This is a genomic window from Methylophilus sp. 42 (assembly GCF_000384155.1).
In the GTDB taxonomy this organism is placed as follows: Bacteria; Pseudomonadota; Gammaproteobacteria; order Burkholderiales; family Methylophilaceae; genus Methylophilus.
This window is the reverse complement of record NZ_KB913031.1, coordinates 42270-66875: the sequence shown is the minus strand read 5'-3', so window position 1 is coordinate 66875 and position 24606 is coordinate 42270. Positions and strand designations below refer to the sequence as shown.

Sequence of the window (24606 nt, the reverse complement as noted above, 5' to 3'; positions counted from 1 at the left end):
TACATAGAAAGTTTTAGCTATGAAGCTTTACCCGGTGACAGTGATTTCCGATTTTTATGAGAATCCAGATGAAATCAGAAAGTATGCTTTGGCGCAAAAATATACCTATTGTCATGAGATGAAAGATATAGAGTATGTTTTCCCAGGTAGTCGAACAAAAGAGCTTAGAGATTTAAGTCAGTCTCTCTATGAGAAAGTGTGTAAAAAGCTCATTAGTGTGTTTCATATCCCTGAACATGATGTGATGCGTTGGCAAATAAATACCAGTTTTCAGATTGTAGAGGCGGGATATGTCCATGGCTTGATTCATCAGGATCAGAATACGGTATTTGCTGGAGTGCTTTATTTAACACCGGATGCGCCGCTTGATTCCGGAACGTCTTTATTCAGAAAGAATGCCCGCTATGATGAAGACTTATACTGGACGCAGATTAAAGAGAATGATGAGCGATTTAAACGCAAAGAGCCGATAGATTTTAGCTATCACAACATGTTTGATGAGGTTGTGCGTGTTAATAATGTCTATAACTCGTTAATTCTTTTTGAAGGTTACATTCACCACTGCGCCAATCAGTTTTTTGGAGAAACAAAACAAGATTCACGACTGGCGCAGGTGTTTTTTATTACTAAAATTGATGCAAATAAAGAAAGCTCTTTTCCATTGTTACGCGTGAAAAAGCAACCACTTTAATTAGTCATCAATCCCGAGCTCTTGAATCTTACGCGTCAGCGTATTGCGACCCATGCCTAACTGATTGGCTGCTTCAATGCGGCGGCCATCAGTATGAGCCAAAGCGCGCGTGATAAGAATGCGTTCAAATTCCTTGGTTTTGGCGTCGAGAATATTGGTCTCCCCGCGGTTGAGTGCATCGGTGACTTCTTGTGCCAATGCTTCTTGCCAGGAGCCGCCTGTATTATGCTTGCCGGTGTCCTCTTTCAGTTCTGGCGGTAGATCATTCACGTCTACGTTCTGCCCAGGTGCCATGACGGTGAGCCAGTGACAGACGTTTTCCAGTTGGCGGACGTTACCGCTCCAATTCACTGACATCAGGTATTTGATGGCCGCTTGGGATAATTGTTTGGGCTCTACACCTAGCTGTTGAGCGCTGTGGGCGAGAAAATGCTTGGTCAGCAAGGGGATGTCTTCCCTGCGCTCGCGCAAAGGCGGCAGGCGCAGGCGGATGACGTTTAAACGGTGAAACAAGTCTTCACGGAACAGGCCTTGTTTAACGCGCTCTTCCAGATCCTGGTGCGTGGCCGCAATGACGCGCACATTGACCTTGATTGGCTGGTGGCCGCCGACCCGATAGAACTGGCCATCGGATAACACACGCAATAAGCGCGTTTGCAAATCTGCAGGCATGTCGCCGATTTCATCCAGAAATAAGGTGCCGTTATCTGCCTGCTCAAAGCGCCCTCTTCTGGCCGCTGCGGCGCCGGTAAACGCACCACGTTCGTGACCAAACAATTCGGATTCCAGCAAATCTTTAGGGATCGCTGCGGTGTTAATCGCGATAAATGGTTTGTCTGCACGTGGGCTATGTCTGTGCAGCGCGCTGGCGACCAGCTCTTTACCACTGCCAGACTCACCATTGATGAGTACCGTTGAATGTGAGCGGCTCAAGCGACCAATGGCGCGGAACACCTCTTGCATGGCTGGTGCCTGACCGATAATTTCTGGCGATGGGCCGGTATCTTCAATGGCTTCAACCGATTGCCGCATACTCTCTTCAACCGCGCGTTTGATAATTTCAATCGCCTGGTCGACATCAAAAGGCTTGGCCAGATATTCAAAGGCGCCACCCTGAAATGCTGCCACCGCACTTTCCAGGTCGGAGTAAGCGGTCATGATAATGACGGGAATATCCGGGAAGCGCTGTTTTACCTCTGACAGAAAGTCCAACCCGGAGCCGTTAGGCATGCGAATATCGCTGACAATCACTTGTGGTTGTTCGCGGTTTAGCGCATTCAGTGCTTCTGCAGGAGACGAGAAGGTTTTGAAATCAAAGTCTGTGCGTGCCAGTGCTTTTTCAAACACCCAGCGGATGGATTTGTCGTCGTCTAAGATCCAGATTGGTTTCATAGCTATTTCTCGTCAATTATTATGCTGATGATTTTAATTGCGTACTTTCAATCGGTAGCAATATATGAAAGGTTGTTTTGCCTGGCTGTGAATCGCAATCTATCATGCCATGGTGCTGCGTAATAAATGTTTGCGCCAGGGCAAGCCCCAGGCCTGTGCCGCCTTCGCGACCAGAAACCAGGGGGTAAAAAATACGTTCTTTAATGCCTGCCGGGATGCCGGGGCCGTTATCAATAATTTCAAGATGGATACCAACGCGGTAGCGTTTCCTGGCCAGTGTAATCTGGCGTTCTGCACGCGTGCGGAAGGTAATACTTGCGCTTTCCGTCTGGCTTTGTTGCATGGCTTGCGCGGCGTTGCGGGCGATATTCAGCACCGCCTGAATCAACTTTTCGCGGTCGCCTATCAGTTCAGGCAGGCTGGTATCGTAATCGCGAATGACGCGGATATGGTTGGGGGATTCCGCCAGCAATAAACTGCGTACGCGTTCCAATACTTCATGAATGTTGGTCGGCTCGTATTTAGGTACGCGATGGGGCGCCAGCAGTCTGTCCATCAAGCTATGCAGGCGATCCGCCTCTTTGATAATGACTTGCGTGTATTCTTTCAGGCTGGCTTGTGGCAGCTCGAATTCAAGCAATTGCGCTGCGCCGCGCAAACCGCCCAAGGGGTTGCGGATTTCGTGTGCCAGATTGCGTAATAATTCTGAGTTGGCTTGCTGTTGAATCAACATGCGTTCTTCACGCGCAATGCGCAATTGCTGGTCCATTTGCACAAACTCCAGGATCAGCATGTCCTCTGGTGTTTGGTTGAAGGTGGTTGAAATGGGTGTGACGGTACAAGTGACCGCCGTGGTGTGCCCGCGTTGTGTGGTCAGCGTGAATTCGTGTTCCCGAAAGGGGCCTTGAGTTTGTATGGCATTGGTGACCGCCATTTGCAGAATCTCGCAATTCACGAATACATCGTGAATGTGCAGGCCGTGAATTTGGTTGGCGCTAAACGCGAACAGTATCTCTGCACTCGAGTTTGCATAGGTTACTTCCAGCTGGTTATTGAGCAGAATCACTGCTGTTGCAATGTGCTCTAAACCGCTAAACCCGTGGGGAGATTTTTGAACCATATCCTAAGCTTGTTAAAAAGAGTGAATCACGCCCTGTTTTAAAGCAAAAGCCAAGCCAATTCTAACTCAGGTGTCAAAAATGGTTTAAAGAATTCCCAAAATGGTGCGTTTACAGATTAAGTTCTTTGTTGAGTAGCTCGATGTTACGCTCATGGGCCTGAATTTCGGCTTCAATCACATGTAGTTTTTCATCGTATTTTGCGACGTTTCTAAAGGTTTTTCCATTGGCGCCTTTATAGACTTCGGGCGTATTTTGCGCCTCTTCGTAGAGCTGTTTTGCATGTTCAAGTGCTTGTTTTTCTTGCTCTAATTCACTCATGAGCAATTCGCGGCGTTTTTGGTCGCGCTGGTTTTGCGTCTGGTTATCCACTTTGGGGAAATTAGCCGGAGAGGGGGCTTTTGCGCTAGGTTTTTTTTCACGCGCAACGGGTGGTGGCTCCGCCGTTTTTGGGCCGCTAATGACCAATTCTGCTTTGCTGTGACTTTCTGGCTTGATATTGGTGTACGTGGTCACACCATTGCTGTCCGTATACTTGTAGATATCCGCCAGGCAGCTGCTTGATGCCAGTACAAAAGCGAGAACGTAAAAAAGTCTTTTCATGGCAATAGTTTAGAGTAGATTGTTGAGGTTATCAACGTGTGTTTACTGCAAAAGGTTGACGATGCTGAGTGTGCATAAAAAAACAGGGCAGCCTAAGCTGCCCTGTTTTGGTGCGTCTCTTGCGATTAGCAGGAGTAGTACAAACCAAACTCAACAGGGTGTGGTGTTTGACGCAATTTGGTAACTTCTTCCATTTTTAATGCAATGTAAGAGTCAATCCAGTCATCAGTGAACACACCACCGCGTGTCAGGAACTCGCGGTCTTTGTCCAGGTACTCAAGCGCTTGCTCCAATGAAGAACACACGGTTGGAATCAATGCATCTTCTTCTGGTGGCAGATGGTACAAGTCTTTTGTCGCTGGTTCACCTGGGTGAATTTTGTTCTGAACGCCGTCCAGGCCAGCCATCAGCAAAGCTGAGAAAGCCAGGTATGGGTTGGCAATCGGGTCTGGGAAGCGAGCTTCAACACGACGTGCTTTGTCTGAATGTACGAATGGGATACGGATCGCAGCAGAACGGTTTTTAGCAGAGTAAGCCAGTTTTACCGGTGCTTCGTAATGTGGCACCAGGCGCTTGTATGAGTTAGTGCCTGGGTTAGTGATCGCGTTCAATGCGCGCGCGTGTTTGATGATGCCGCCGATGTAGTACAGGGCGAAATCGCTCAAACCAGCATAGCCGTTACCTGCAAACAGGTTTTTGCCATCTTTCCATACGGATTGATGCACGTGCATACCAGAACCGTTATCGCCAAACATTGGTTTAGGCATAAAGGTTGCAGTTTTACCGTAAGCGTGCGCGGTGTTGGTCACTACGTATTTCAGGATTTGTGTCCAGTCAGCACGTTGTACCAATGTTGCAAATTTAGTACCGATTTCACATTGACCAGCAGTCGCCACTTCGTGGTGATGCACTTCAACAGGCACGCCCAACTCTTCCAGTGTCATCACCATCGCAGAGCGGATGTCGTGCAATGAGTCGACTGGAGGCACTGGGAAGTAGCCGCCTTTAACGCCTGGACGGTGGCCTGTGTTGCCGCCTTCGAATTTTTCACCTGATGACCAGGCTGCTTCTTCGGAGTTGATCTTAACGAAGCTACCACCCATGGTGGCATCCCATTGTACGCTGTCAAAAATGAAGAACTCTGGCTCAGGACCGAAGTAGGCTGTGTCGCCCAGGCCGCTGGATTTCAGGTAGGCTTCAGCGCGTTTCGCCAAGCTACGTGGGTCGCGGTCGTAACCTTTACCATCTGTAGGGTCAACAACATCACAGGTTAAAACCAATGTTGGCTCGTCAAAAAACGGGTCAATGTATGCGGTGCTTGCATCAGGCATCAGTTGCATGTCAGAGGCTTGAATGCCTTTCCATCCAGCGATGGAAGAGCCGTCAAATGCATGGCCTTCAGTAAATTTATCTTCGTCGAAGTGAGAAACTGGCACAGTCACGTGCTGCTCTTTACCTCTGGTATCGGTAAAACGGAAATCAACAAATTTGATGTCGTTTTCTGCAACCAATTTCATTACGTTTGCAACGGACATTACATTCTCCTCAATGATCAAGGTCTAAATTTTAAGTTGCACACGCAAAAAGCGGGGCATGTTGCGGATGTCCCGTAACGTGAGCAAGTGTCAAACAATGGATAGTTGGAATTCAGCCGGATGACCGAATCCCAGGAAATCTCAATGTGTAATATTAGCAGGAAGCATGCCACGCCAAAATAACCATTTTGCATGGTTAAGGGGTATCTTACATAAAATTATAAAAACATCATGCACTATTTGTGTGCAATGCAACAAATTGAGCACCAAAATTGTGCATTGTGATTTTGACTTGCTTTCGCGGGTATACTCGCCGTTTTAGTCCTTGTGTGAATGAATGAAGGTGTGATTTGGAAAGCGTAGAAAATATCTTAACTCAGGCCCATGCCCGCGCCTCACAAACTGGCTTGTCATATGCGGGTGCGGTGACGCCGCAAGAAGCCTACGCATTGATTAGCCAGAATAGCGAAGCGGTGTTGGTCGATGTACGCTCACGCGCGGAGTTGGAGTTGGTCGGGCGTGTGCCTGTTGCGACCCATGTAGAGTGGGCGTTTTACCCTGGCATGGTGGCAAATGCCGAGTTTGCTGCACAATTGCAAGCGCAAGTGGATAAATCATGCACCGTGATTTTTATGTGTCGTACAGGCGGACGCAGTCATAATGCGGCGTTGTTGGCGCAGCAACTGGGCTATAGCAATGCTTATAATATGATTGAAGGCTTTGAAGGCGAGGCCAATGCGCTGAAGCAAAGAACCTTGATTAACGGCTGGAAGCATGCTGGCCTGCCGTGGACTAATTAACGCTGTATCAATCACTTTAGACAAATGAAGCTTTGCCGCGTATGACCGTTGAAAAGTATGCAGTGATTGGTCATCCAATCGAACATAGCAAATCGCCATTGATCCACCAGGCCTTTGCACAGCAATTCAATAAATCCATCGTTTACGAGAAGGTGCTGGCGCCTTTGGATGGCTTTGCTGCAACGATTGCGCGCTTGCAAGCCGACGGTTATGTGGGCGCCAATGTGACGGTGCCATTTAAGTTTGAGGCTTTTGATGCCTGCCAGGACTTATCTGCGCGGGCGCAGGCAGCAGGCGCGGTGAATACTTTAAGCTTCAAAGCTTCGCAGTTACTTGGTGACAATACTGACGGCTGCGGCCTGGTTAACGACATCCTCAAACATCAGCAAACACGCTTGGCTGGCAAAACCATATTGTTGCTTGGTGCAGGTGGTGCTGCGCAAGGCGTGGTGTTGCCTTTGCTTGAACAGCAGCCTTTGCAACTGACCGTTGCTAATCGCAGCCTGGATAAAGCGCAGGCCATGGCGGATCGGTTTGCAGCAGACGCTGATCGTACAAAGGTCACATTGCAGGTGCAGGCATTTGCCGACTTATCGCAAGGCTATGACGTGGTGATTAATGCTACCTCAGCTGGGTTAACCGATAGTGCATTGCAAATTCCAGCACTGGTATTCCAGCAACATACGCTGGCCTACGACATGATGTATGGTAGAGACACGCCCTTTATGCAGCAGGCGCGGGCTGCAGGGGCGCGCGTGGCAGATGGCTTGGGCATGCTGGTAGAACAGGCGGCCGAAGCGTTTTATCTGTGGCATGGTTTGCGTCCAGACACTGCTTCTGTGATCCAGTCTTTGCGTCAGTCCTAGGTTTCTCACGATGAAACAAGCCATTAAACTGTTTTTTGGCCTCTTGCTGCTGTGGATTTGCCTGTATCAGGTATGGGTGCTATTACATGTGTTATGGTGGATTGAGCATAACCCGACCTCAACCGCGTTTATGGAAGCACGCCTCGAAGTCATGCAGGAAAGTCACCCTGATGCAAAGTTGCAGCAGCAATGGGTGCCCTATGCAAAAATCAGCAACCACTTAAAGCGCGCTGTGATTGCAGCCGAAGATAGCAAGTTTGTCGACCACGAAGGATTTGACTGGGTGGGCATAGAAACCGCATTCGAGAAAAACCTGAAAAAAGGCAAAATTGTGGCGGGTGGTTCCACCATCAGCCAGCAATTGGCTAAGAACTTGTTTTTATCCGGCCACCGGACGCCTTGGCGCAAAGCGCAAGAGGCGGTCATCACCTTTATGCTAGAAAAGTTATTGACCAAGCGCCGTATTCTGGAAATTTACCTGAATGTGATTGAGTGGGGCGATGGTGTGTTTGGTGCCGAAGCGGCCTCGCGTCATTACTTTCATGGGAATGCCAGATCACTTGGACCAGCAGAGGCTGCCAGGTTGGCAGCCATGATCCCGAATCCACGCTTTTATGATGTACATCGCAGCACACGTTACCTGAGTCGTCACGCTGGCACCATACAGGCGCGCATGCGATTGGTGAAAATACCCTGATTTTAAGGGCTTGTTTAAGCTATTAAACCCTCATACCGCCACATACAATGTTTTATATAAATATATGTATGTGGCTTTACCACATCCGTATTGGATGCACTGTCAAATGACGGCGCATCTCGGGGACCGGTTGCATGTTGACCTAGCCCTTGACAGCGAGATGTTTTAATAAGGGTATGAGGTAACGGCCAGTATAACTGGCCGTATTTTTTGCCAGTTCCTCAGGCGCGCCTACGCCAACTACCACACCGCCACCATCACCGCCCTCAGGCCCCATGTCAATCAGCCAGTCAGCCGTTTTAATCACATCCAGGTTGTGCTCAATAATCACCACTGTATTGCCGGAATCGCGCAGTCTGTGAATCACATCCAGCAATAACTGGATATCGGCAAAATGCAAACCAGTAGTTGGTTCATCCAGAATATACAGCGTGCGGCCCGTATCGCGCTTGCTCAGCTCCAGTGACAGCTTGACCCGTTGTGCTTCACCACCCGACAGCGTAGTGGCCGATTGCCCCAGCGTAATATAGCCCAGGCCCACATCCAGCAGGGTTTTCAGTTTGCGTTCTATGACCGGTTGCGCATTAAAGAACTGGTGCGCCTGCTCCACGGTCATGGCCAGTACCTGGTGGATATTTTTGCCTTTAAACTGAATTTCCAGTGTTTCACGGTTATAGCGCTGGCCTTTGCACACATCGCACGGCACATACACGTCCGGCAAAAAGTGCATTTCTACGCGCAGTACACCATCGCCCTGGCATGCCTCGCAGCGACCACCTTTGACGTTGAATGAATAGCGGCCAGGGCCATAACCACGTGCACGACTTTCAGGCACGCTGGCAAACAAATCGCGAATAGGAGTGAACAGGCCGGTATACGTGGCCGGATTGGAGCGCGGGGTGCGACCAATCGGGCTTTGGTCAACATCAACCACTTTGTCAAAGAACTCCAGGCCGTCGATGCTTTCATGTGGCGCCGCTTCGGTGGTGCTGCCATACAAATGTGTGGCCACTACGCGATAGAGCGTGTCGTTGATCAGCGTGGATTTGCCACTACCGGAGACGCCGGTGACACAAGTGAGCAGTCCAACCGGGATTTCGACGCTGACATTTTTCAGGTTATTGCCGGTGGCATTGTTCAGTTTGATCCAACGCGCAGGGTCAGGTTGGGTGCGCGGCAATTTAAAGGTGATCTGTTTTTTACCGCTGATATATTGCCCGGTGAGTGAATTGGGATCGGCCTCAATTTCGGCTGGTGTGCCAAAAGAAACAATATTGCCGCCATGCTCACCAGCCCCAGGGCCTATGTCGACAACAAAATCAGCCAGTTGAATCGCATCTTGATCATGTTCGACCACAATGACGCTATTGCCGATATCGCGCAGGCGCTTCAGGGTTTCCAGTAAGCGGTCGTTGTCGCGTTGGTGCAAGCCAATCGAAGGTTCGTCCAGCACATACATCACGCCGGTCAGGCCGCTACCAATTTGTGATGCCAGGCGGATACGCTGCGCTTCGCCACCAGATAAGGTTTCTGCCGAGCGCGACAGTGACAAATAATCCAGGCCGACATTGGTCAGGAATTTCAGGCGGTTCTCGATCTCTTTGACAATTTTGTCAGCAATGGCCAGCTTTTGGCCGCTGAGTTGCAGTGTTTCAAAAAAGTGTAGCGCTTGTTTTAGCGGCACTTCGCAAATCTGGTGAATGTTGCGGTCACCGACTTTGACGTGACGCGCTTCACGGCGCAAACGTGTGCCTGCACAATCCGGGCAGCTGGTCGCGTTGATGTATTTGGCCAGTTCGTCACGTACTGCAGTGGAGTCGCTTTCGCGGTAGCGCCGTTGCAGGTTGTTGATAATGCCCTCAAAGGTGTGCGACTTGCTGAAAAACGTACCGCGTTCATTGAGGTATTTAAAGGTGATTTGTTCGCGGCCAGAGCCAAACAGCAGAATTTGCTGGGTCTCTTCCGGCAGATTCTCAAACGGCGCTTCCAGGTCAAAGCTGTAATGCTGGCTTAAACTGGCCAGCATCTGGAAGTAAAACTGGTTGCGTTTGTCCCAGCCTTTAATGGCGCCGCTGGCGAGTGACAAATGCGGAAAAGCTACCACGCGCTTGGGGTCAAAAAACGTGACCTGGCCGAGGCCGTCACATTTGGGGCAGGCACCCATGGGGTTGTTAAAGCTGAATAAACGTGGCTCTAGCTCGACTAGTGAGTAATCACATACCGGGCAGGAGAATTTGGCTGAAAACAGATGTTCTTTTTCATTATCCATTTCCAGGGCAATCGCTTTGCCATCGGCCAGTCTCAGGGCGGTTTCGAATGACTCAGCAATACGCTGTTTCATATCTTCGCGCACTTTGAGTCGGTCCACTACCACGTCCACACTGTGTTTGGTCGTTTTGGCCAGTTGCGGCAGGCTGTCCATTTCGTAGACCTTGCCATCAATGCGCAAACGTACAAAACCTTGTGCTTTGAGGGTATCGAATAAATCGAGCTGCTCGCCTTTGCGGTTAGACACCACGGGCGCCAGAATCATCAATTTGGTGTCTTCGGGCAGTTTGAGGATGCTGTCCACCATCTGGCTGACGGTTTGCGCTTCGAGTTTGATGCCATGATCCGGACACTCAGGGTCCCCGGCACGCGCATAGAGCAAACGCAGGTAGTCATGAATTTCAGTCACGGTGCCCACGGTAGAACGCGGGTTGTGCGAGGTGGATTTTTGTTCGATGGAAATCGCCGGCGATAAGCCTTCAATCAGGTCGACATCAGGTTTGTCCATGCGAGCCAGAAACTGGCGGGCATAGGCCGATAAACTTTCGACATAGCGGCGCTGCCCTTCTGCGTAGAGCGTATCAAAGGCCAGTGAAGATTTTCCGGAGCCGGAGAGGCCGGTCACCACCACCAGTTGGTTGCGCGGAATATCCAGATTGATGTTCTTCAGATTATGGGTGCGCGCCCCGCGAATTTTGATAAATTCCATGATACTTTCACGAACAGACAGCCAACCTGATAATATACGCAATTATTCAAAATTAAGCCAAGTTTTCTTACAGATTCATGCAGTTCTCCGAAAAAATGACCCGAATAGAAACGCGTGCCACTGCGGCCTTGGCGTCTATCTACGGGCTGCGTATGTTGGGCATGTTTTTGATCCTGCCTATTTTTGCGATTTATGCTGAAACTTTGCAGGGCGGGGATAACCACGCACTCATCGGCCTGGCACTTGGCGCCTATGGCTTTATGCAGGTGATTTTTCAGTTGCCATTTGGCATGGCATCTGACCGTTTTGGCCGCAAAAAGCTGATTTACCTGGGCTTGATCATGTTTGCGGTGGGCAGTGTGTTTGCCGCCACCGCGCAAGATATTTACATGGTGATTGTCGGCCGTGCGATTCAGGGCGCGGGCGCGATTTCTGCCGTGGTCACCGCGCTGGTGGCAGACTCCACACGTGAAGAGCACCGCACACAAGCCATGGCCATGATAGGCGCCACTATCGGCGTCACGTTTGCCGTGTCGTTGGTGGCGGGGCCGATTTTGAATCAATGGATAGGGGTGTCGGGCATTTTCTGGTTAACCGCCGTGTTATCTATTTTAGCCATTGCCGTAGTGAAGTTTGCTGTGCCAGAGCCCTTGCATGCGCACTTTCACTCCGATGCGCAGGCCGCACCGGCCAAGATTCGTGAAGTACTGCGTGACACCCAATTATTGCGCCTGAACTTTGGCACTTTTTGCCTGCATGGCGCACAAATGGCCATGTTTATGGTGGTGCCGTTTGCCATTAAGCACAGCACAGGCATGAATGAAAATACCCATTGGAAAATCTACCTGCCGGTGTTGGTGCTGTCATTTATCCTCATGGTGCCTGCCATTATTTATGCCGAGAAAAAAGCCAAACTGAAACCGGTGTTTATCAGTGCAGTTGGCCTCATGTTGCTGACGCAAATCGCTTTTATGTTCAGCCTGAATAGCTTATGGGGCATTGTGGCGACGCTGTTCTCATACTTTGTTGCATTTAATGTGCTCGAAGCCTCTTTGCCGTCGCTGATTTCAAAAATGGCGCCGGTGGCGGCCAAAGGCACGGCGATGGGGATCCACAATACCGCGCAATCATTCGGCATGTTTTTGGGCGCAGCGCTAGGCGGCTGGTTATCACACAGCTATGGCAGCCCCACCGTATTTGTCTTCTGTGCTGCCTTGATGGTGATCTGGTTTGGTCTGGCGCTTGGCATGCAGGCACCACCCAGTGTCAAAACAAAAATGTTTCATATACAAGGGTATAATGACGAACAAGCCGCCATCCTGGTGCAGGATATCCGTGCCATGGAAGGCGTGTATGAAGTGGTCGCCATTCCTTCAGAAACCATGCTCATGGTAAAATTGGAAAATCAGCGCAGCAAAGAATTTCAGGCGGCATTGTCGCAAGCAATCATGAATAGAATAGGGGAGTAGTGACACCATGGCATCAGTCAATAAAGTGATTTTGATGGGTAATCTGGGGCGTGACCCGGAAGTGCGCTATATGCCAAACGGCGAGGCCGTGGCTAACTTCAGCATCGCCACCACCGAAAACTGGAAAGACAAATCCGGCGTACGCCAGGAAAAAACTGAATGGCACAACATTGTCATGTATCGCCGTTTGGCTGAAATCGCCGGTGAATACCTGAAAAAAGGCCGCCCGGTGTATGTCGAAGGCCGTTTGCAAACCCGCAAATGGGAAAAAGATGGCGTCACCCGTTACAGCACCGAAATCGTGGCTGACCAGATGCAAATGCTGGGTACTGGCCGCGAAGGTGGTAGCGCGCCTTATGAAGGCGGCGATATGGAGCAGGGCGGTAGCGGCATGGACGATTACAACCAGGCGCCTGCGCGTCAGCCAGCTATGGGTGGCGGTAATAATGCGGGCGGTGGTAACCGTAATGCATTCCAGCCTGCCCCAGCGAGTAAGCCAGCCGGTAATTTTGACGATTTTGATGACGATATCCCATTCTGATCGACACCATAATAAATATTGTTGATTTAAATTAGATAGGGCCCTGTTTTTACAGGGCTTTTTTATTTTTGGCATCGAAAAAATGTTTATAAAGAATAGGATGTGATTTGGGCTCATCCAAAATTGGCTCAGCCATATGAATCGCCACTAACTTTGTAGAAACCTAGTTTGATCTCACTCGCTGTAATGTCTGCGTAGGGTACTCTCCAAAAAGATCTTTATAGTATTTTGAGAAAAGGCTCATATGAACAAACCCCCATCTTGCGGCCGTTTCGCAGATACTCACTTTCTCACTTGGGTAGGTGATTAAATCCATCCGTACTTTGTGGAGTTTGAGGTTACGCATATATGTTAATGGCGTAATGCCCAATGCGCGCGCAAATGCTGAGTTCAGCGTTCTACGCTTGATACGCAAATGGTCGCATATTTCATCTATGCTTAATGGAAAGCCATCTCTGGATATGGTGAGATGCCGGACGCGATTGACGATATATCTCGGAATTTTGTGATCAAAATAGAACGGGTGGACATTTCTGCTGGCTAGCATTAGGGCATGCATGGAGGAGGCTAGTAAATCCTCTTCATAATTTGTCCAGCTTTCATTTAAGTGCACTTTGTTGGCGTTCTCATAGACGGAGTGAAGCCCATACATGAGAGTCTTCAATAATAGACCAGAGGCTTCGTTGTGTAGCATTTCTACGGGTTTGATGGTGCCGATTGCATCCTCAAATCCTGACCATTCAATTTTCTGCGCGAACGCCTGCATTCTGCTGATTGGAATCACCGCGGCGATGATTTCAGAGTTGGCAGAGGTTCTGAAATACAGCTCAGTGTTTTTCCCCAATGTGATTAAAGAACGTGGCTTAACAGGTAGTAGCCCCCAAGTGGAGTCCCCCTCAACCAGGGTTGGCAACCCTATGACAAAGCAGTCTTCGGGCGCGCTGGCGATTTGATCGACTGCACGGTTCATCCTCTCGCTAAAAATCTGGATGCCGCTGTGGTGAATGCTCTTGATTGATCCTGAGAAAACACCTTTTCCAAGCTGCGTGTAATCCTGTGACCAGAAAGGCAAAGCCTCTGCTTGTTCAATCACATCAGAAGACTCACGATTAATTAAATGGAAGCCTGTACTGGCAACGTTATCAGTGTGTTCAAGAAAGTCACAATTCCCCATGTTTCTGCTCCTAATTTACAACATCCGTCATCTGCGTGAGCCTTGCTTCTCTCTGATTTTATTCATAAATTCAGCAGGTTAGCATTTTTGTTCTTATCAGGAGGCTCAGTGTCTTGATCTATGTAGGAGGGTTAACTTATCTCGAAAAATACACCCCGGCAATACTTCAAAGGTATTAAGACTTAGTGGGAATGGTAAAAACCGGCAGGTGGTAGTAAAAAGTGGCATCACAGTCATCGCGGTAGTTCTAAATGCAACTGCATGCCAGTTCTTTCTATATTTAAAAAAATAACCTCGCTATTGTTGAATTGCATCATTGCACTATTTATTTGCTGATGGCGACCAGGAGTTGTTGAGGATATTCAATAAAAGATGAAGTGAGTACAAGTTCAAAAAATAAAAGTATTCAACGTAGTTCAAATAATCAATCTTGGCGAATAGCCTCACCTTTTAGGCATCGGTCAGTAATAAGTAATTATTAAAAATATGATATGCGATTTGAAAGGGAGTACATGGAAAAGAGTAAAGGAATCATAGTCTGTAGCTTCTTCCTGGCGTTTGGAGGAAGTTCTGTAGCACTGGCTGAAGAGGCCGTGCAGCGTGATAACGAAGAGCAAAGTGGGGCAAAGAGTTCGCCACACCACTGGTCGATGACGGCGGGTGCGTATAGTGATTACTTGTTCAGGGGCTTGTCATTCGCAAAACACGGTCAGTTTTATGCGAGCATCGATTATTCGCATGACAGTGGATTTTATGCCGGGTTTGGTTACGGGACTGTGCATAGAGATGCGGTTTACGGCAACACCTATGAGACAGATTATTACGTTGGGTATAGAAAAGCCATTACAGAAGACCTTGCGATCACTGGCGAGATCTTCAATTTTACCTATCCCCAAGGTTATACGTTTACAGGTGAAAATTCCGACGTGGTCGAGATGATTCTAAAGGTCGACTACAAAGGCTTGAATGTGAAGTACTACCAGGCATTGACGGACTGGTTCGGGTATAACACCAATTCTCTTGGCACAACCACCTACCGAGGAAAGCCTGTCGGGCATGGTAGCTCCAGAGGAACAAACTACATTGATGTCAATTACACCGGCAAAGTCCCCACCACGGATACCAACTATAATATTCACATCGGACATCAGGTGGTTGAAAATTACAGCGTTGGCAACTACACGGATATGTCAGTCGGGATTAGTCGCGCATTCGAATTTGCCGGCTCGAAGGGGTGGAATGCCGGTGTTAGCTACATCCACTCTATTACCAAAAAAGGCTGGTATGTCGATGCATCGGGTGACGACCTTGATAAAAGCAGGTTTTATGGCTACATAAAGCATACGTTCTAAGCGCTAACGCAATCTTCATTCATACGGTTTTTCCCTGGCCTCCTGCGCTTTTTCTCATCAGCAGGAGGCCTTTTTTCGTCTGGCTGGCTTGACTCAGGTCATGCCGTCCATCCTTGCTCTCTATTTACGTGCCGGTCAAAGCCATCCTGTTCGATTCAACAGCACGTTCTTGCTTATGCTTCTTTGAGAGTACCCCTTAGGTGTAATTGTCGGTTCATTTTGAAAGCGATTTAATACAAACACTTTTCAAGTAACCCCAAAGGAGAACTGTAATGAGTAAACCGTTTCAATTTAAAAAACAGGCTATTAAAGATGACCAGCCTTCAATGAATGTGCCGAATGTACCAGCTTTCCTGGGCGATACATTCGTCTCTCAAGATAAAGACAAAACCATCTGTGCTGGTTTCTTCCACCTGCATGCCGGTAATGAATTAAGCTACTCATATGATTACGAAGAAATGAAAATCGTAGTGGCAGGCACTTTCATCATTTCTGATGACACAGGTCAAAAAGTGACTGCAACCGTGGGTGATGTATTGTATTTCCCAGCAGGCAGCAATGTGACTTTCAGCACACCGGATAAAGCGGTTGGTTTCTTCACTGGCCAACGTGCGCCTCTGTAATAACGCTTCAAGTTTCACCTCCTGATCCACATTCCACGTAATGGCCTATTACGTGGAATGTTTCGTTTCTGCTCACTCTTTTTATCCCGCCTAATCAATCCTGACGTATAAGACTTAAGTAATCCTTACGGAGTAATCCTTAATGACAATTGTCATGGTTGCTCACAAGTTTGAAAATTCAATCTCAAGTTCAGAAATAACCTGATTTCCCCTCACATCCGAGTTGAACTTGCACTATGAGGGGAGGCTAATGCCAGTTGGCCTCCCCATTTTTTTGAGGGTGTACAGGAATGGTTATGAGAGCAATGAAGACCTCGTCACTGACAATCACTTGATTGAGAAAAGAGCATTATTTTGAATTCACCACTCCCATTACCCATAGAAGATGTTCAAAACCTTGCTGATGGTCGTCAGTTAGCGATCGATAAAGTTGGTATTAAGGCGATTCGTCATCCGGTTAAAGTTAAAGATAAGTCTGGTGATGCCCAAGGAACGATTGCACTGTTGAATATGTATGTGCAATTGCCGCAACACTTTAAGGGGACGCACATGTCCCGTTTCATCGAGATTCTTAATCATATTGAGCGTGAAATCTCGCTAGAGAGTTTTTACATGCTTCTACATGAAACGGCTCTCAGGCTAGAAGCTAAAACTGGCTATATTGAAATGGCGTTTCCCTACTTTGTGAATAAGGCTGCACCCGTCTCTGGCGTCAAAAGTCTGCTTGATTACGATGTTACCTTTATCGGTGAGATTTCAGAGGCCGGGCATGACGTCAAAGTCAAGATACTGATCCCAGTAACTAGCCTCTGCCCTTGCTCAAAAAAGATATCTGCCTATGGTGCCCACAATCAACGCTCCCATGTGACGGTGACGGTGTCTTTCAATACATTGATGTGGGTCGAAGATGTCATCCGTTTAGTAGAAATGCAGGCGTCTTCTGAACTGTATGGGTTGTTAAAACGACCTGACGAGAAATATGTGACGGAGTTCGCCTACGACAACCCTAAGTTTGTCGAAGACATGGTGCGGGATATTGCCACGGCCTTTTACAAGGAAGCCCGTATCAAGAGTTTTGTTGTTGAGTGTGAAAACTTTGAGTCTATTCACAATCATTCGGCGTACGCCTGTATTACGAGCCAGGACCTGTAGGAGGGCAATCATGAATATTCCGGTAGAAAGTGCTTTGTTAAACCAGACTACATCAGTCAAGGCCTCTGTCACTTATAAAAAAACCAGAAAGCTCATTAGTCCCATTACTGAGATTATCGAAGAGATCCGGGCCGGTCGCATGGTTGTCCTGCTGGATGATGAAGATAGGGAAAATGAAGGCGACTTGGTGATGGCGGCTGAGCATGTGACTCCGGCGGCGATTAACTTCATGTCTAAGCATGGGCGTGGTTTGATTTGCTTAACGATTTCACCTGAACGTGGGCGACAGCTCAACCTCAGCCCGATGGTGTCCCGTAATGGCACAAAAATGGGCACCAACTTCACGGCCTCTATTGAGGCCGCAGCAGGGGTTTCCACGGGTATTTCAGCGGCTGATAGGGCGCACACGATTAAAACCGCTGTACAGGCACATGCAAAACCATTGGATATTGTGAGCCCCGGGCATGTCTTCCCACTCATTGCCGAGAGTGGAGGGGTGTTGGTACGCGCAGGTCATACTGAAGCTGGATGTGACATCGCCAGGCTGGCAAATCTGGACCCCTCTGCCGTGATTTGTGAAATCCTCAAAGATAATGGCGAAATGGCACGTTTACCTGATCTTTTGGAGTTTGCGGCGCAATTTGACCTGAAGGTTGGCACGATCGCAGACTTGATTAGTTACAGAAGCCAAACAGAATGCCTGGTATCGCGTGTCGCCGAGCGGCTCATTGAAACCCCTTATGGCCCCTTTCAGCTTATTGCGTATCAAGAGTCATTGGCGAATGAACTGCATTTGGCCTTGGTGAAAGGCACGATGAATAAAGAGAAAAGTATATTAGTCAGAGTGCATGAGCCCTTGTCTGTGCTGGACGTATTGGACGCGAGTAGCAAGCACCATAGCTGGAGCTTGCCTGATGCGATGCGCAAAATCAGTCAGGTCGGCGAAGGGGTGATTGTGATGTTAAGGCGTGAAGAGAAAAATGGAGATGTTATCAATGCAATTCACTCAGCGGCTTATCCATCAAACAACCAGCATACGCTCAAAGATTATGGGATTGGTGCACAAATACTTAGAGATTTGGGAGTTTTGAATATGCACTTGATGGCTGAGCCGCGCAAAATGCCCAGTATGTCTGGCTTTGGTTTAAGTGTTACCGATTTCGTGACTAGGGACAGTTGGCAGAAAGCGGTATGATTTGAGTTTTTCACACGCTAAATAAACCAAAAAACGCAGATGGTTCTGATCGCCAGCATCGCCTATTGGGCCCCTCACCGTGACTTTATCCTCTTCTGATCATTCCGTAGCGGCTGATCTCGCCAGTCAGGCACCAGCAGCCAAAACTGGTTTGCATAGAGGCATTGGCTGGAAGGGCGCCTTTTGGATTGCAAGCGGGGTGCCGGGGCTGGTCTTATTCACCCTAGGCGCTGTCGCGGCAACCGTCGGTAAGCCGGCCTGGCTGGTGTGGATGGTCTCGATTAGCTTTGGTTTTATCCAGGCTTTTACTTATGCGGAGATTGCCGGACTGTTCCCACATAAGTCTGGCGGGTTGTCCATCCATAGTGCGGTTGCCTGGATACGCTACAGCAAGTTTATTGCTACATTGAATGTATGGTGTAACTGGGCCGCCTGGTCGCCGGTACTGGCGATTGGCTCAGGTTTAGCCGCAGGCTACTCGTTAAGCATCCTGTTTGATGCAAACTCGCTGATCAATACCTGGCAAATCACGTTGCTGGATTTAAGTACGATCAAGGCGGGCCTCAGCCTGAGAATCAATGCAACCTTCATTCTGGGCGCCACCTTTCTATTGCTGGTGTTCGCCGTGCAGCACGGTGGTATTTTACGCTCAGTCAGCACCACCATGGTGTTGGGGTTAGTGGCGCTCATCCCATTGTTGTTGATTGGACTGGTGCCTTTTGTCACTGGCGACCTGGCCAGCGAACATTTCTTTCCGCTCACGCCATTAGCATACGACATGGACGGCAATGTCATAGATGGCGACTGGAATCTGGATGGCTGGAAGCTGATGGCTGGCGGATTATTTGTAGCAGCATGGTCCACTTATGGGTTTGAAACGGCGTTGTGCTACACGCGTGAGTTTAAGGATCCCAAGGCGGATACCTTCAAGGCGATTGTCTATTCCGCATTGCTCTGTATGGCCGTGTTTACCTTGGTGCCGATTGCGTTTCAAAGTCACTTGGGGCTAGGGGAGTTGGTGGTGCCTGCTGTGATCGGGGATGCAGGGGAAGTGAAGTCACCGGCCATGTACGACGGCATGCTCGCTGCCAATATTTATAAGGGGAATGGGGTGGCCAGTGCGCTGGCTTCGATTGTCGGTGGCGGCGCAATCATCGCCAATATCATGGTGGTGATGCTCATCATCACCTTGCTTCTGGCGATTATGACCACCATGTCAGGTTCGGCCAGAACACTTTACCAAGCCTCAGTGGATGGTTTGTTGCCCAAGTATTTATCTGTGGTCAATGAGAATGGTTCGCCGACCAGGGCGATGTGGACAGACCTTTCCTATAACCTCATCCTGCTCATGATGTCGGATTATGTGTTTGTGCTAGCGGCTTCCAACGTGGCGTATATCATCTATCATTTTCTGGTGTTGAATGCCGGCTGGATCCATCGCATGGACAGGCCGCATTGGGAGCGGCCTTATAAAACACCAAATATCTTGATGGGCGCAGGCGTGCTGCTTGGCTACCTCAACTTGGTCATCATGGGGATGGGTACGGAAATTTGGGGCGAGGGCACGTTAAGGACTGGGCTCTTCTTTTCTTCCCTCATCGTGCCCTTATTCATTTACCGCCATTATTTTGAAGATAAAGGCGTATTCCCGACGCAGTTGCTAAGCGACATGCAGGTACAAGTGAATCGGCCAAGATATACAAAACTCTTCGAGCACCTGCCTTACGTCACCATTGCCGTTGCCATTCTTGTGGTCTGGTATACCGATCAACTTTAACCCCTCTGATGCGCAAAGTTTAAAGCAATATTTTCACCAGCATTGCATGCTTAAAAGTCAAGCGCTACTGAGTAACACCTAAGTAGTAAGCCATGAGTGTAATTGTCTCTCCTGGGTATCACTATGAAAATGACACATAGTTTGATCCCATAAATTTCAAGGAGACACTTATAAAATGGCACGCGATCCTAAACATGACATTTTGTTTGAGCCAATACAAATTGGCCCCAAAACATTACGCAATCGCTTTTACCAAGTACCGCATTGTATCGGTGCTGGATCCGATAAGCCTGGCTTTCAATCTGCACACCGTTCGGTTAAAGCTGAAGGTGGTTGGGCTGCTCTAAACACTGAATATTGTTCTATTAACCCTGAGTCTGATGATACGCATCGTTTGTCCGCACGTATCTGGGACGAAGGCGATGTGCGCAACTTGAAAGCCATGACCGACGAAGTGCATAAGTACGGTGCGTTGGCCGGGGTCGAGTTATGGTACGGCGGTGCACACGCACCTAACATGGAGTCACGCGCGACCCCACGTGGCCCTAGCCAATATGCTTCAGAGTTCGAAACGCTGTCCTACTGTAAAGAAATGGATTTGAGCGATATCGCCCAGGTACAGCAGTTCTACGTTGATGCAGCCAAGCGTTCCCGTGACGCGGGTTTTGACATTGTCTACGTATACGGTGCGCACTCTTATTTGCCACTGCAATTCTTGAATCCTTACTACAACAAACGTACCGATAAATACGGTGGGTCATTGGAGAACCGTGCGCGTTTTTGGCTGGAAACACTGGAAAAAGTGAAGCATGCCGTGGGTTCGGATTGTGCCATTGCGACACGCTTTGGCGTGGATACTGTGTATGGCCCAGGTCAAATCGAAGCTGAAGTGGATGGCCAGAAATTTGTTGAAATGGCTGACTCACTGGTCGATATGTGGGATATCACGATTGGCGATATTGCTGAGTGGGGTGAAGATGCAGGACCTTCACGTTTCTACCAACAAGGTCATACCATCCCTTGGGTCAAGCTGGTCAAGCAGGTTTCCAAAAAGCCTGTACTAGGCGTTGGTCGCTATACTGATCCTGAAAAAATGATCGAAATCGTCACCAAAGGTTATGCCGACATTATTGGTTGCGCACGCCCTTCGATTGCTGATCCATTCTTGCCACAAAAGGTTGAGCAGGGTCGTTATGACGATATCCGTGTGTGTATCGGTTGTAATGTGTGTATTTCCCGCTGGGAAATCGGTGGTCCTCCAATGATTTGTACGCAGAATGCGACAGCAGGTGAAGAGTACCGTCGTGGTTGGCATCCAGAGAAATTCCGTCAAACTAAGAACAAAGATTCTGTATTGATCGTGGGTGCTGGTCCATCCGGTTCTGAAGCCGCCCGCGTGTTGATGGAAAGTGGCTATACCGTGCACTTGACCGATACCGCAGAGAAAATCGGTGGTCACTTGAACCAGGTGGCAGCGCTGCCAGGTTTGGGTGAGTGGAGCTATCACCGTGACTATCGTGAAACACAAATCACCAAGTTGCTGAAGAAGAATAAAGAAAGCCAATTGGCATTGGGTCAAAAACCAATGACGGCTGACGACGTGCTGCAATATGGTGCTGACAAAGTCATCATCGCTACCGGTGCGCGCTGGAATACCGATGGTACCAACTGCCTGACGCATGACCCAATTCCCGGGGCAGATGCTTCCTTGCCAGATCAACTGACACCAGAGCAAGTCATGGAAGGCAAGAAGAAAATTGGTAAGCGCGTTGTGATCCTGAATGCGGATACTTATTTCATGGCTCCTAGCCTGGCTGAGAAGCTGGCGACAGCAGGTCACGAAGTAACCATCGTTTCTGGCGTGCACCTGGCTAACTACATGCACTTCACGCTGGAATATCCAAACATGATGCGTCGTTTGCACGAACTGCATGTTGAGGAGCTGGGCGATCACTTCTGCTCACGCATCGAACCGGGCCGTATGGAAATTTACAACATCTGGGGTGATGGTTCCAAGCGTACTTACCGTGGCCCAGGCGTTTCTCCTCGTGATGCCAATACCTCGCATCGTTGGATTGAGTTTGATTCCCTGGTGCTGGTGACAGGCCGTCATTCAGAGTGCACGCTTTGGAATGAGCTAAAAGCGCGTGAATCTGAGTGGGCTGAGAACGACATTAAAGGTATCTACCTGATTGGTGATGCTGAAGCGCCTCGTTTGATTGCTGATGCAACATTTACGGGTCACCGCGTGGCCCGTGAAATTGAAGAAGCAAACCCACAAATTGCCATCCCATACAAGCGTGAAACCATCGCATGGGGCACGCCGCATATGCCAGGTGGTAATTTCAAGATTGAGTACAAAGTTTAACGCCTGATGAGTGTAAGGTCGGCAGCACAAGCTCGCCGACCTTACTTCAACGCATTAATCCCGACATACAAGTTACAAGTTGCCCATGGGCTAATGGAACTCATTCATTCAGAAACAGGTGATAACAATGACAGATCCTACACAAATCACTCGAATACTCTTCCAGGACTTTGACCCGAAGGCAATCTATCTATTCTATGCATTTGGTTATCTTGCGATTGCGATCTTTATTCACGGCTGTTATGTACAGGTGCGTAAATATCGCCGCGGTAAGCCAGATGAATCTTGGAACCAAATCTTCAAACGCTTTTGGGACATGGTTAAGACCATGGCCTCACATCGTACTTTGGTACGTCGTGACAAAAAAGCGGGCCGTGCGCATGGCCTGATTTTCTTTGGTTTTGTTTTACTCTTCATCGGTACTGCCACTATCACTTTAGAGTACGACATTCTTGAGCCGTTATTCGGTGTGAGATTCTGGTACGGTAACTTTTACCTACTGTTTTCTTTAGTGCTGGATGTCGCCGGTTTCGCCGTGATCGCGGGTCTGCTTTACATGATGTATCGCCGTAAGTGGATGCATTTGCCCAAGCTTGATTACAAGCGTGTGGACAGGCAAATCGGCGATCCGGACTATGATCGTAGCGGCTACCGTCGCGAAGACTGGGCTTTCCTGTGGTCATTCATCCTGATTGGAGTCACCGGCTTTATTCTCGAAGCGACACGTCTGGTCTGGCTCAGTGAAACCCCTTCGGTCTGGGATCATCGTTTCTGGTCACCGGTAGGTGCCATCCTTGCGCATATGATGACGGGGCTGGGCATGACTGCAGAAGGTGCGGGCGCATTCCGCCCATACCTGTGGTGGTTCCATGGCTTGCTGTCACTGACGTTTATTGCGTGTATTCCCTACACCAAAATCAAGCACATCTTCACCGCCGCTGCCTCTTTGATGTTCAAGAGTCCGCTGGTGGGCAGAAGATTGCCCATCATTCCGGTTGAACAGGCGAATGCCGGTTATAAAACCATTACCGATTTAACCTGGAAAAACCTGTTGCACCTGGATGCTTGTACCAAGTGCGGTCGCTGTCAGGAGGCGTGCCCTGCCAATGCCGTAGGGGCACCACTGTCACCACGTGACGTGATTCTGTCTCTGCGTGAATTCGCGAATAAGACTTTGAATGCCAAGGATCTGCCGGCTGAGGCTGAACTGGATATCCATGGTAAGTCCCCTGGCCAGGTTATGCAGGAAACACTCTGGTCATGCCGTACATGCCTGGCGTGTGTCGAGATTTGCCCGGTTGCCGTTGAGCATGTGCCTATCATCGTGCAAATGCGTCGCAATCTGGTGGAAGCTGGCGAGATGGAGCCTATCCTCGAGAAAACATTACAAACCATTCATAAAACAGGCAACTCTTTTGGTGAGTCAAAGCGCAAGCGCGCAGCCTGGGCCAAAGACCTGCCATTTGAAATCAAGGATGCCAGGGCTGAGCCTGTCGATATTCTCTGGTTTGTAGGTGACTATGCGTCATTTGATCCACGTAACCAGAAAGTCACAAGATCATTTGCAAAACTGTTGAATAAAGCCGGTATCAATTTTGGTTTGTTGTTTGAAGCCGAAATGAATGCAGGCAACGACATCCGCCGTGTGGGTGAAGAAGGTTTGTACGAACACCTGGCGACTTCGAACATCGGCACGCTGCAGTCATGTGATTTCAAGTCGATTGTCACCACTGATCCGCACTCGTTCAACACCATCCGTAATGAGTATCCGGACTTTGGCGGTGAGTTTGAAATCAATCACTACACCACCTTGGTGAAACAGTTGATTGAATCTGGCCAGATCACACTGAAGAAAAAGCTCGATTACCGTGTGACTTTCCACGATCCATGCCACTTAGGCCGCTATAACAAAGGCTATGACGCGCCTCGCGATGTGATCAAGCTGTTGGGCTGCGAACTGGTGGAGATGGGCCGTAACCGCGATAACTCATTCTGTTGTGGTGCTGGCGGCGGCCGTATCTGGATTCCGGATCCGGTAGGTATTGAGAAACCCTCAGCAAACCGTATGCGTGAAGCTGGACAGATTGAGGGCCTGGACGTGTTCATCGTGTCATGCCCTAAAGATCTGACGATGTTCGAGGATGCCCTTAAAACATCAGGCTTTGAAGGTCAGTTTGTGGTGCGAGAGCTGATTGAGCTGATTGATGAGTGTATTGAGTACGACGTTGTCGACATCACCGGTGTGGCCGAGGTTATTTCAACCTCAGAGTGAGATG

At 48.9% G+C, this 24606-nt stretch carries 19 protein-coding genes; 13 read left to right on the top strand and 6 right to left on the bottom strand.

Annotation, left to right across the window (positions count from 1 at the left end; genetic code table 11):
• Window positions 1-19: 19 nt before the first annotated feature.
• Window positions 20-691 carry a DUF6445 family protein gene (locus tag MET42_RS0100295; protein WP_019880665.1) on the top strand — a complete coding sequence of 224 codons (672 nt, stop codon included), beginning with the start codon at window positions 20-22 and terminating at the stop codon, window positions 689-691.
• Here the strand turns inward: MET42_RS0100295 and ntrC are convergent, their stop codons facing one another.
• From ntrC to glnA, 4 genes are all read right to left on the bottom strand, one after another.
• Window positions 692-2083 carry a nitrogen regulation protein NR(I) gene (ntrC, locus tag MET42_RS0100290; protein ID WP_019880663.1) on the bottom strand — a complete coding sequence of 464 codons (1392 nt, stop codon included), beginning with the start codon at window positions 2081-2083 and terminating at the stop codon, window positions 692-694.
• Window positions 2084-2102: 19 nt separating this feature from the next.
• Window positions 2103-3203: a nitrogen regulation protein NR(II) gene (gene glnL, locus MET42_RS0100285; protein ID WP_024930131.1), complete on the bottom strand. Its 1101-nt coding sequence runs from the start codon at window positions 3201-3203 to the stop codon at window positions 2103-2105.
• Window positions 3204-3312: 109 nt separating this feature from the next.
• Entirely contained in the window at window positions 3313-3804 is a 492-nt protein-coding gene (locus MET42_RS0100280; RefSeq protein ID WP_019880661.1) for a DUF4124 domain-containing protein, read from the bottom strand.
• A 125-nt stretch (window positions 3805-3929) separates the two neighbouring features.
• The gene (gene glnA, locus MET42_RS0100275) at window positions 3930-5339 is read right to left on the bottom strand and encodes a type I glutamate--ammonia ligase (protein WP_024930129.1); all 1410 of its coding nucleotides are present in this window, start codon (window positions 5337-5339) and stop codon (window positions 3930-3932) included.
• A 350-nt stretch (window positions 5340-5689) separates the two neighbouring features.
• Here glnA and MET42_RS0100270 point away from each other — a divergent pair, with 350 nt between their 5' ends.
• Genes MET42_RS0100270 through mtgA form a run of 3 tightly spaced genes read left to right on the top strand, consistent with a single transcriptional unit; the run spans window position 5690 to window position 7702 of the window.
• Window positions 5690-6139: a rhodanese-like domain-containing protein gene (locus MET42_RS0100270; RefSeq protein WP_019880659.1), complete on the top strand. Its 450-nt coding sequence runs from the start codon at window positions 5690-5692 to the stop codon at window positions 6137-6139.
• Window positions 6140-6180: 41 nt separating this feature from the next.
• Complete coding sequence (gene aroE / locus MET42_RS0100265; RefSeq protein WP_019880658.1) at window positions 6181-7005, top strand: shikimate dehydrogenase; 825 nt, start codon at window positions 6181-6183, stop codon at window positions 7003-7005.
• A gap of 10 nt (window positions 7006-7015) precedes the next feature.
• A complete protein-coding gene (mtgA, locus tag MET42_RS0100260) occupies window positions 7016-7702 on the top strand; it encodes a monofunctional biosynthetic peptidoglycan transglycosylase (protein ID WP_019880657.1) in 687 nt (228 codons plus the stop codon).
• Between the two features lie 142 nt (window positions 7703-7844).
• Here the strand turns inward: mtgA and uvrA are convergent, their stop codons facing one another.
• Entirely contained in the window at window positions 7845-10679 is a 2835-nt protein-coding gene (gene uvrA, locus MET42_RS0100255) for an excinuclease ABC subunit UvrA (RefSeq protein ID WP_019880656.1), read from the bottom strand.
• 77 nt (window positions 10680-10756) lie between these two features.
• Here uvrA and MET42_RS0100250 point away from each other — a divergent pair, with 77 nt between their 5' ends.
• Both MET42_RS0100250 and ssb read left to right on the top strand, forming a co-directional pair.
• The gene (locus MET42_RS0100250) at window positions 10757-12148 is read left to right on the top strand and encodes an MFS transporter (protein ID WP_019880654.1); all 1392 of its coding nucleotides are present in this window, start codon (window positions 10757-10759) and stop codon (window positions 12146-12148) included.
• A gap of 7 nt (window positions 12149-12155) precedes the next feature.
• Window positions 12156-12689, top strand: a complete 534-nt coding sequence (ssb, locus tag MET42_RS0100245) for a single-stranded DNA-binding protein (RefSeq protein ID WP_019880653.1) — start codon at window positions 12156-12158, stop codon at window positions 12687-12689.
• Between the two features lie 163 nt (window positions 12690-12852).
• On the opposite strand, the gene MET42_RS0100235 is transcribed toward ssb, so the two are convergent.
• Window positions 12853-13863, bottom strand: coding sequence for a helix-turn-helix domain-containing protein (locus tag MET42_RS0100235; RefSeq protein ID WP_019880652.1), 1011 nt, complete (start codon window positions 13861-13863; stop codon window positions 12853-12855).
• Between the two features lie 512 nt (window positions 13864-14375).
• Here MET42_RS0100235 and MET42_RS0100230 point away from each other — a divergent pair.
• The 7 genes from MET42_RS0100230 to MET42_RS0100200 all read left to right on the top strand — a co-directional run bounded on the left by MET42_RS0100230 (window position 14376) and on the right by MET42_RS0100200 (window position 24602).
• A complete protein-coding gene (locus MET42_RS0100230; RefSeq protein WP_232411193.1) occupies window positions 14376-15215 on the top strand; it encodes a TorF family putative porin in 840 nt (279 codons plus the stop codon).
• 272 nt (window positions 15216-15487) lie between these two features.
• Window positions 15488-15838, top strand: coding sequence for a cupin domain-containing protein (locus tag MET42_RS0100225; RefSeq protein WP_019880650.1), 351 nt, complete (start codon window positions 15488-15490; stop codon window positions 15836-15838).
• Window positions 15839-16192: 354 nt separating this feature from the next.
• On the top strand, window positions 16193-16990 hold the full coding sequence (folE2, locus tag MET42_RS0100220; protein ID WP_019880649.1) for a GTP cyclohydrolase FolE2: 798 nt from the start codon (window positions 16193-16195) through the stop codon (window positions 16988-16990).
• A 10-nt stretch (window positions 16991-17000) separates the two neighbouring features.
• Window positions 17001-18185: a bifunctional 3,4-dihydroxy-2-butanone-4-phosphate synthase/GTP cyclohydrolase II gene (ribBA, locus tag MET42_RS0100215; protein WP_019880648.1), complete on the top strand. Its 1185-nt coding sequence runs from the start codon at window positions 17001-17003 to the stop codon at window positions 18183-18185.
• 79 nt (window positions 18186-18264) lie between these two features.
• Window positions 18265-19962: an APC family permease gene (locus MET42_RS0100210; RefSeq protein ID WP_019880647.1), complete on the top strand. Its 1698-nt coding sequence runs from the start codon at window positions 18265-18267 to the stop codon at window positions 19960-19962.
• A gap of 175 nt (window positions 19963-20137) precedes the next feature.
• Window positions 20138-22330, top strand: a complete 2193-nt coding sequence (locus tag MET42_RS0100205) for an FAD-dependent oxidoreductase (RefSeq protein WP_019880646.1) — start codon at window positions 20138-20140, stop codon at window positions 22328-22330.
• Window positions 22331-22457: 127 nt separating this feature from the next.
• A complete protein-coding gene (locus MET42_RS0100200; protein ID WP_019880645.1) occupies window positions 22458-24602 on the top strand; it encodes a heterodisulfide reductase-related iron-sulfur binding cluster in 2145 nt (714 codons plus the stop codon).
• Window positions 24603-24606: the final 4 nt, after the last annotated feature.

Bases quoted from the DNA above. Each gene is read 5' to 3' on its own strand.
- MET42_RS0100295 (WP_019880665.1), top strand. From the start codon at position 20: ATGAAGCTTTACCCGGTGACAGTGATTTCCGATTTTTATGAGAATCCA.
- ntrC (WP_019880663.1), bottom strand. From the start codon at position 2,083: ATGAAACCAATCTGGATCTTAGACGACGACAAATCCATCCGCTGGGTG.
- glnL (WP_024930131.1), bottom strand. From the start codon at position 3,203: ATGGTTCAAAAATCTCCCCACGGGTTTAGCGGTTTAGAGCACATTGCA.
- MET42_RS0100280 (WP_019880661.1), bottom strand. From the start codon at position 3,804: ATGAAAAGACTTTTTTACGTTCTCGCTTTTGTACTGGCATCAAGCAGC.
- glnA (WP_024930129.1), bottom strand. From the start codon at position 5,339: ATGTCCGTTGCAAACGTAATGAAATTGGTTGCAGAAAACGACATCAAA.
- aroE (WP_019880658.1), top strand. From the start codon at position 6,181: ATGACCGTTGAAAAGTATGCAGTGATTGGTCATCCAATCGAACATAGC.
- mtgA (WP_019880657.1), top strand. From the start codon at position 7,016: ATGAAACAAGCCATTAAACTGTTTTTTGGCCTCTTGCTGCTGTGGATT.
- uvrA (WP_019880656.1), bottom strand. From the start codon at position 10,679: ATGGAATTTATCAAAATTCGCGGGGCGCGCACCCATAATCTGAAGAAC.
- MET42_RS0100250 (WP_019880654.1), top strand. From the start codon at position 10,757: ATGCAGTTCTCCGAAAAAATGACCCGAATAGAAACGCGTGCCACTGCG.
- ssb (WP_019880653.1), top strand. From the start codon at position 12,156: ATGGCATCAGTCAATAAAGTGATTTTGATGGGTAATCTGGGGCGTGAC.
- MET42_RS0100235 (WP_019880652.1), bottom strand. From the start codon at position 13,863: ATGGGGAATTGTGACTTTCTTGAACACACTGATAACGTTGCCAGTACA.
- MET42_RS0100230 (WP_232411193.1), top strand. From the start codon at position 14,376: ATGGAAAAGAGTAAAGGAATCATAGTCTGTAGCTTCTTCCTGGCGTTT.
- MET42_RS0100225 (WP_019880650.1), top strand. From the start codon at position 15,488: ATGAGTAAACCGTTTCAATTTAAAAAACAGGCTATTAAAGATGACCAG.
- ribBA (WP_019880648.1), top strand. From the start codon at position 17,001: ATGAATATTCCGGTAGAAAGTGCTTTGTTAAACCAGACTACATCAGTC.
- MET42_RS0100205 (WP_019880646.1), top strand. From the start codon at position 20,138: ATGGCACGCGATCCTAAACATGACATTTTGTTTGAGCCAATACAAATT.
- MET42_RS0100200 (WP_019880645.1), top strand. From the start codon at position 22,458: ATGACAGATCCTACACAAATCACTCGAATACTCTTCCAGGACTTTGAC.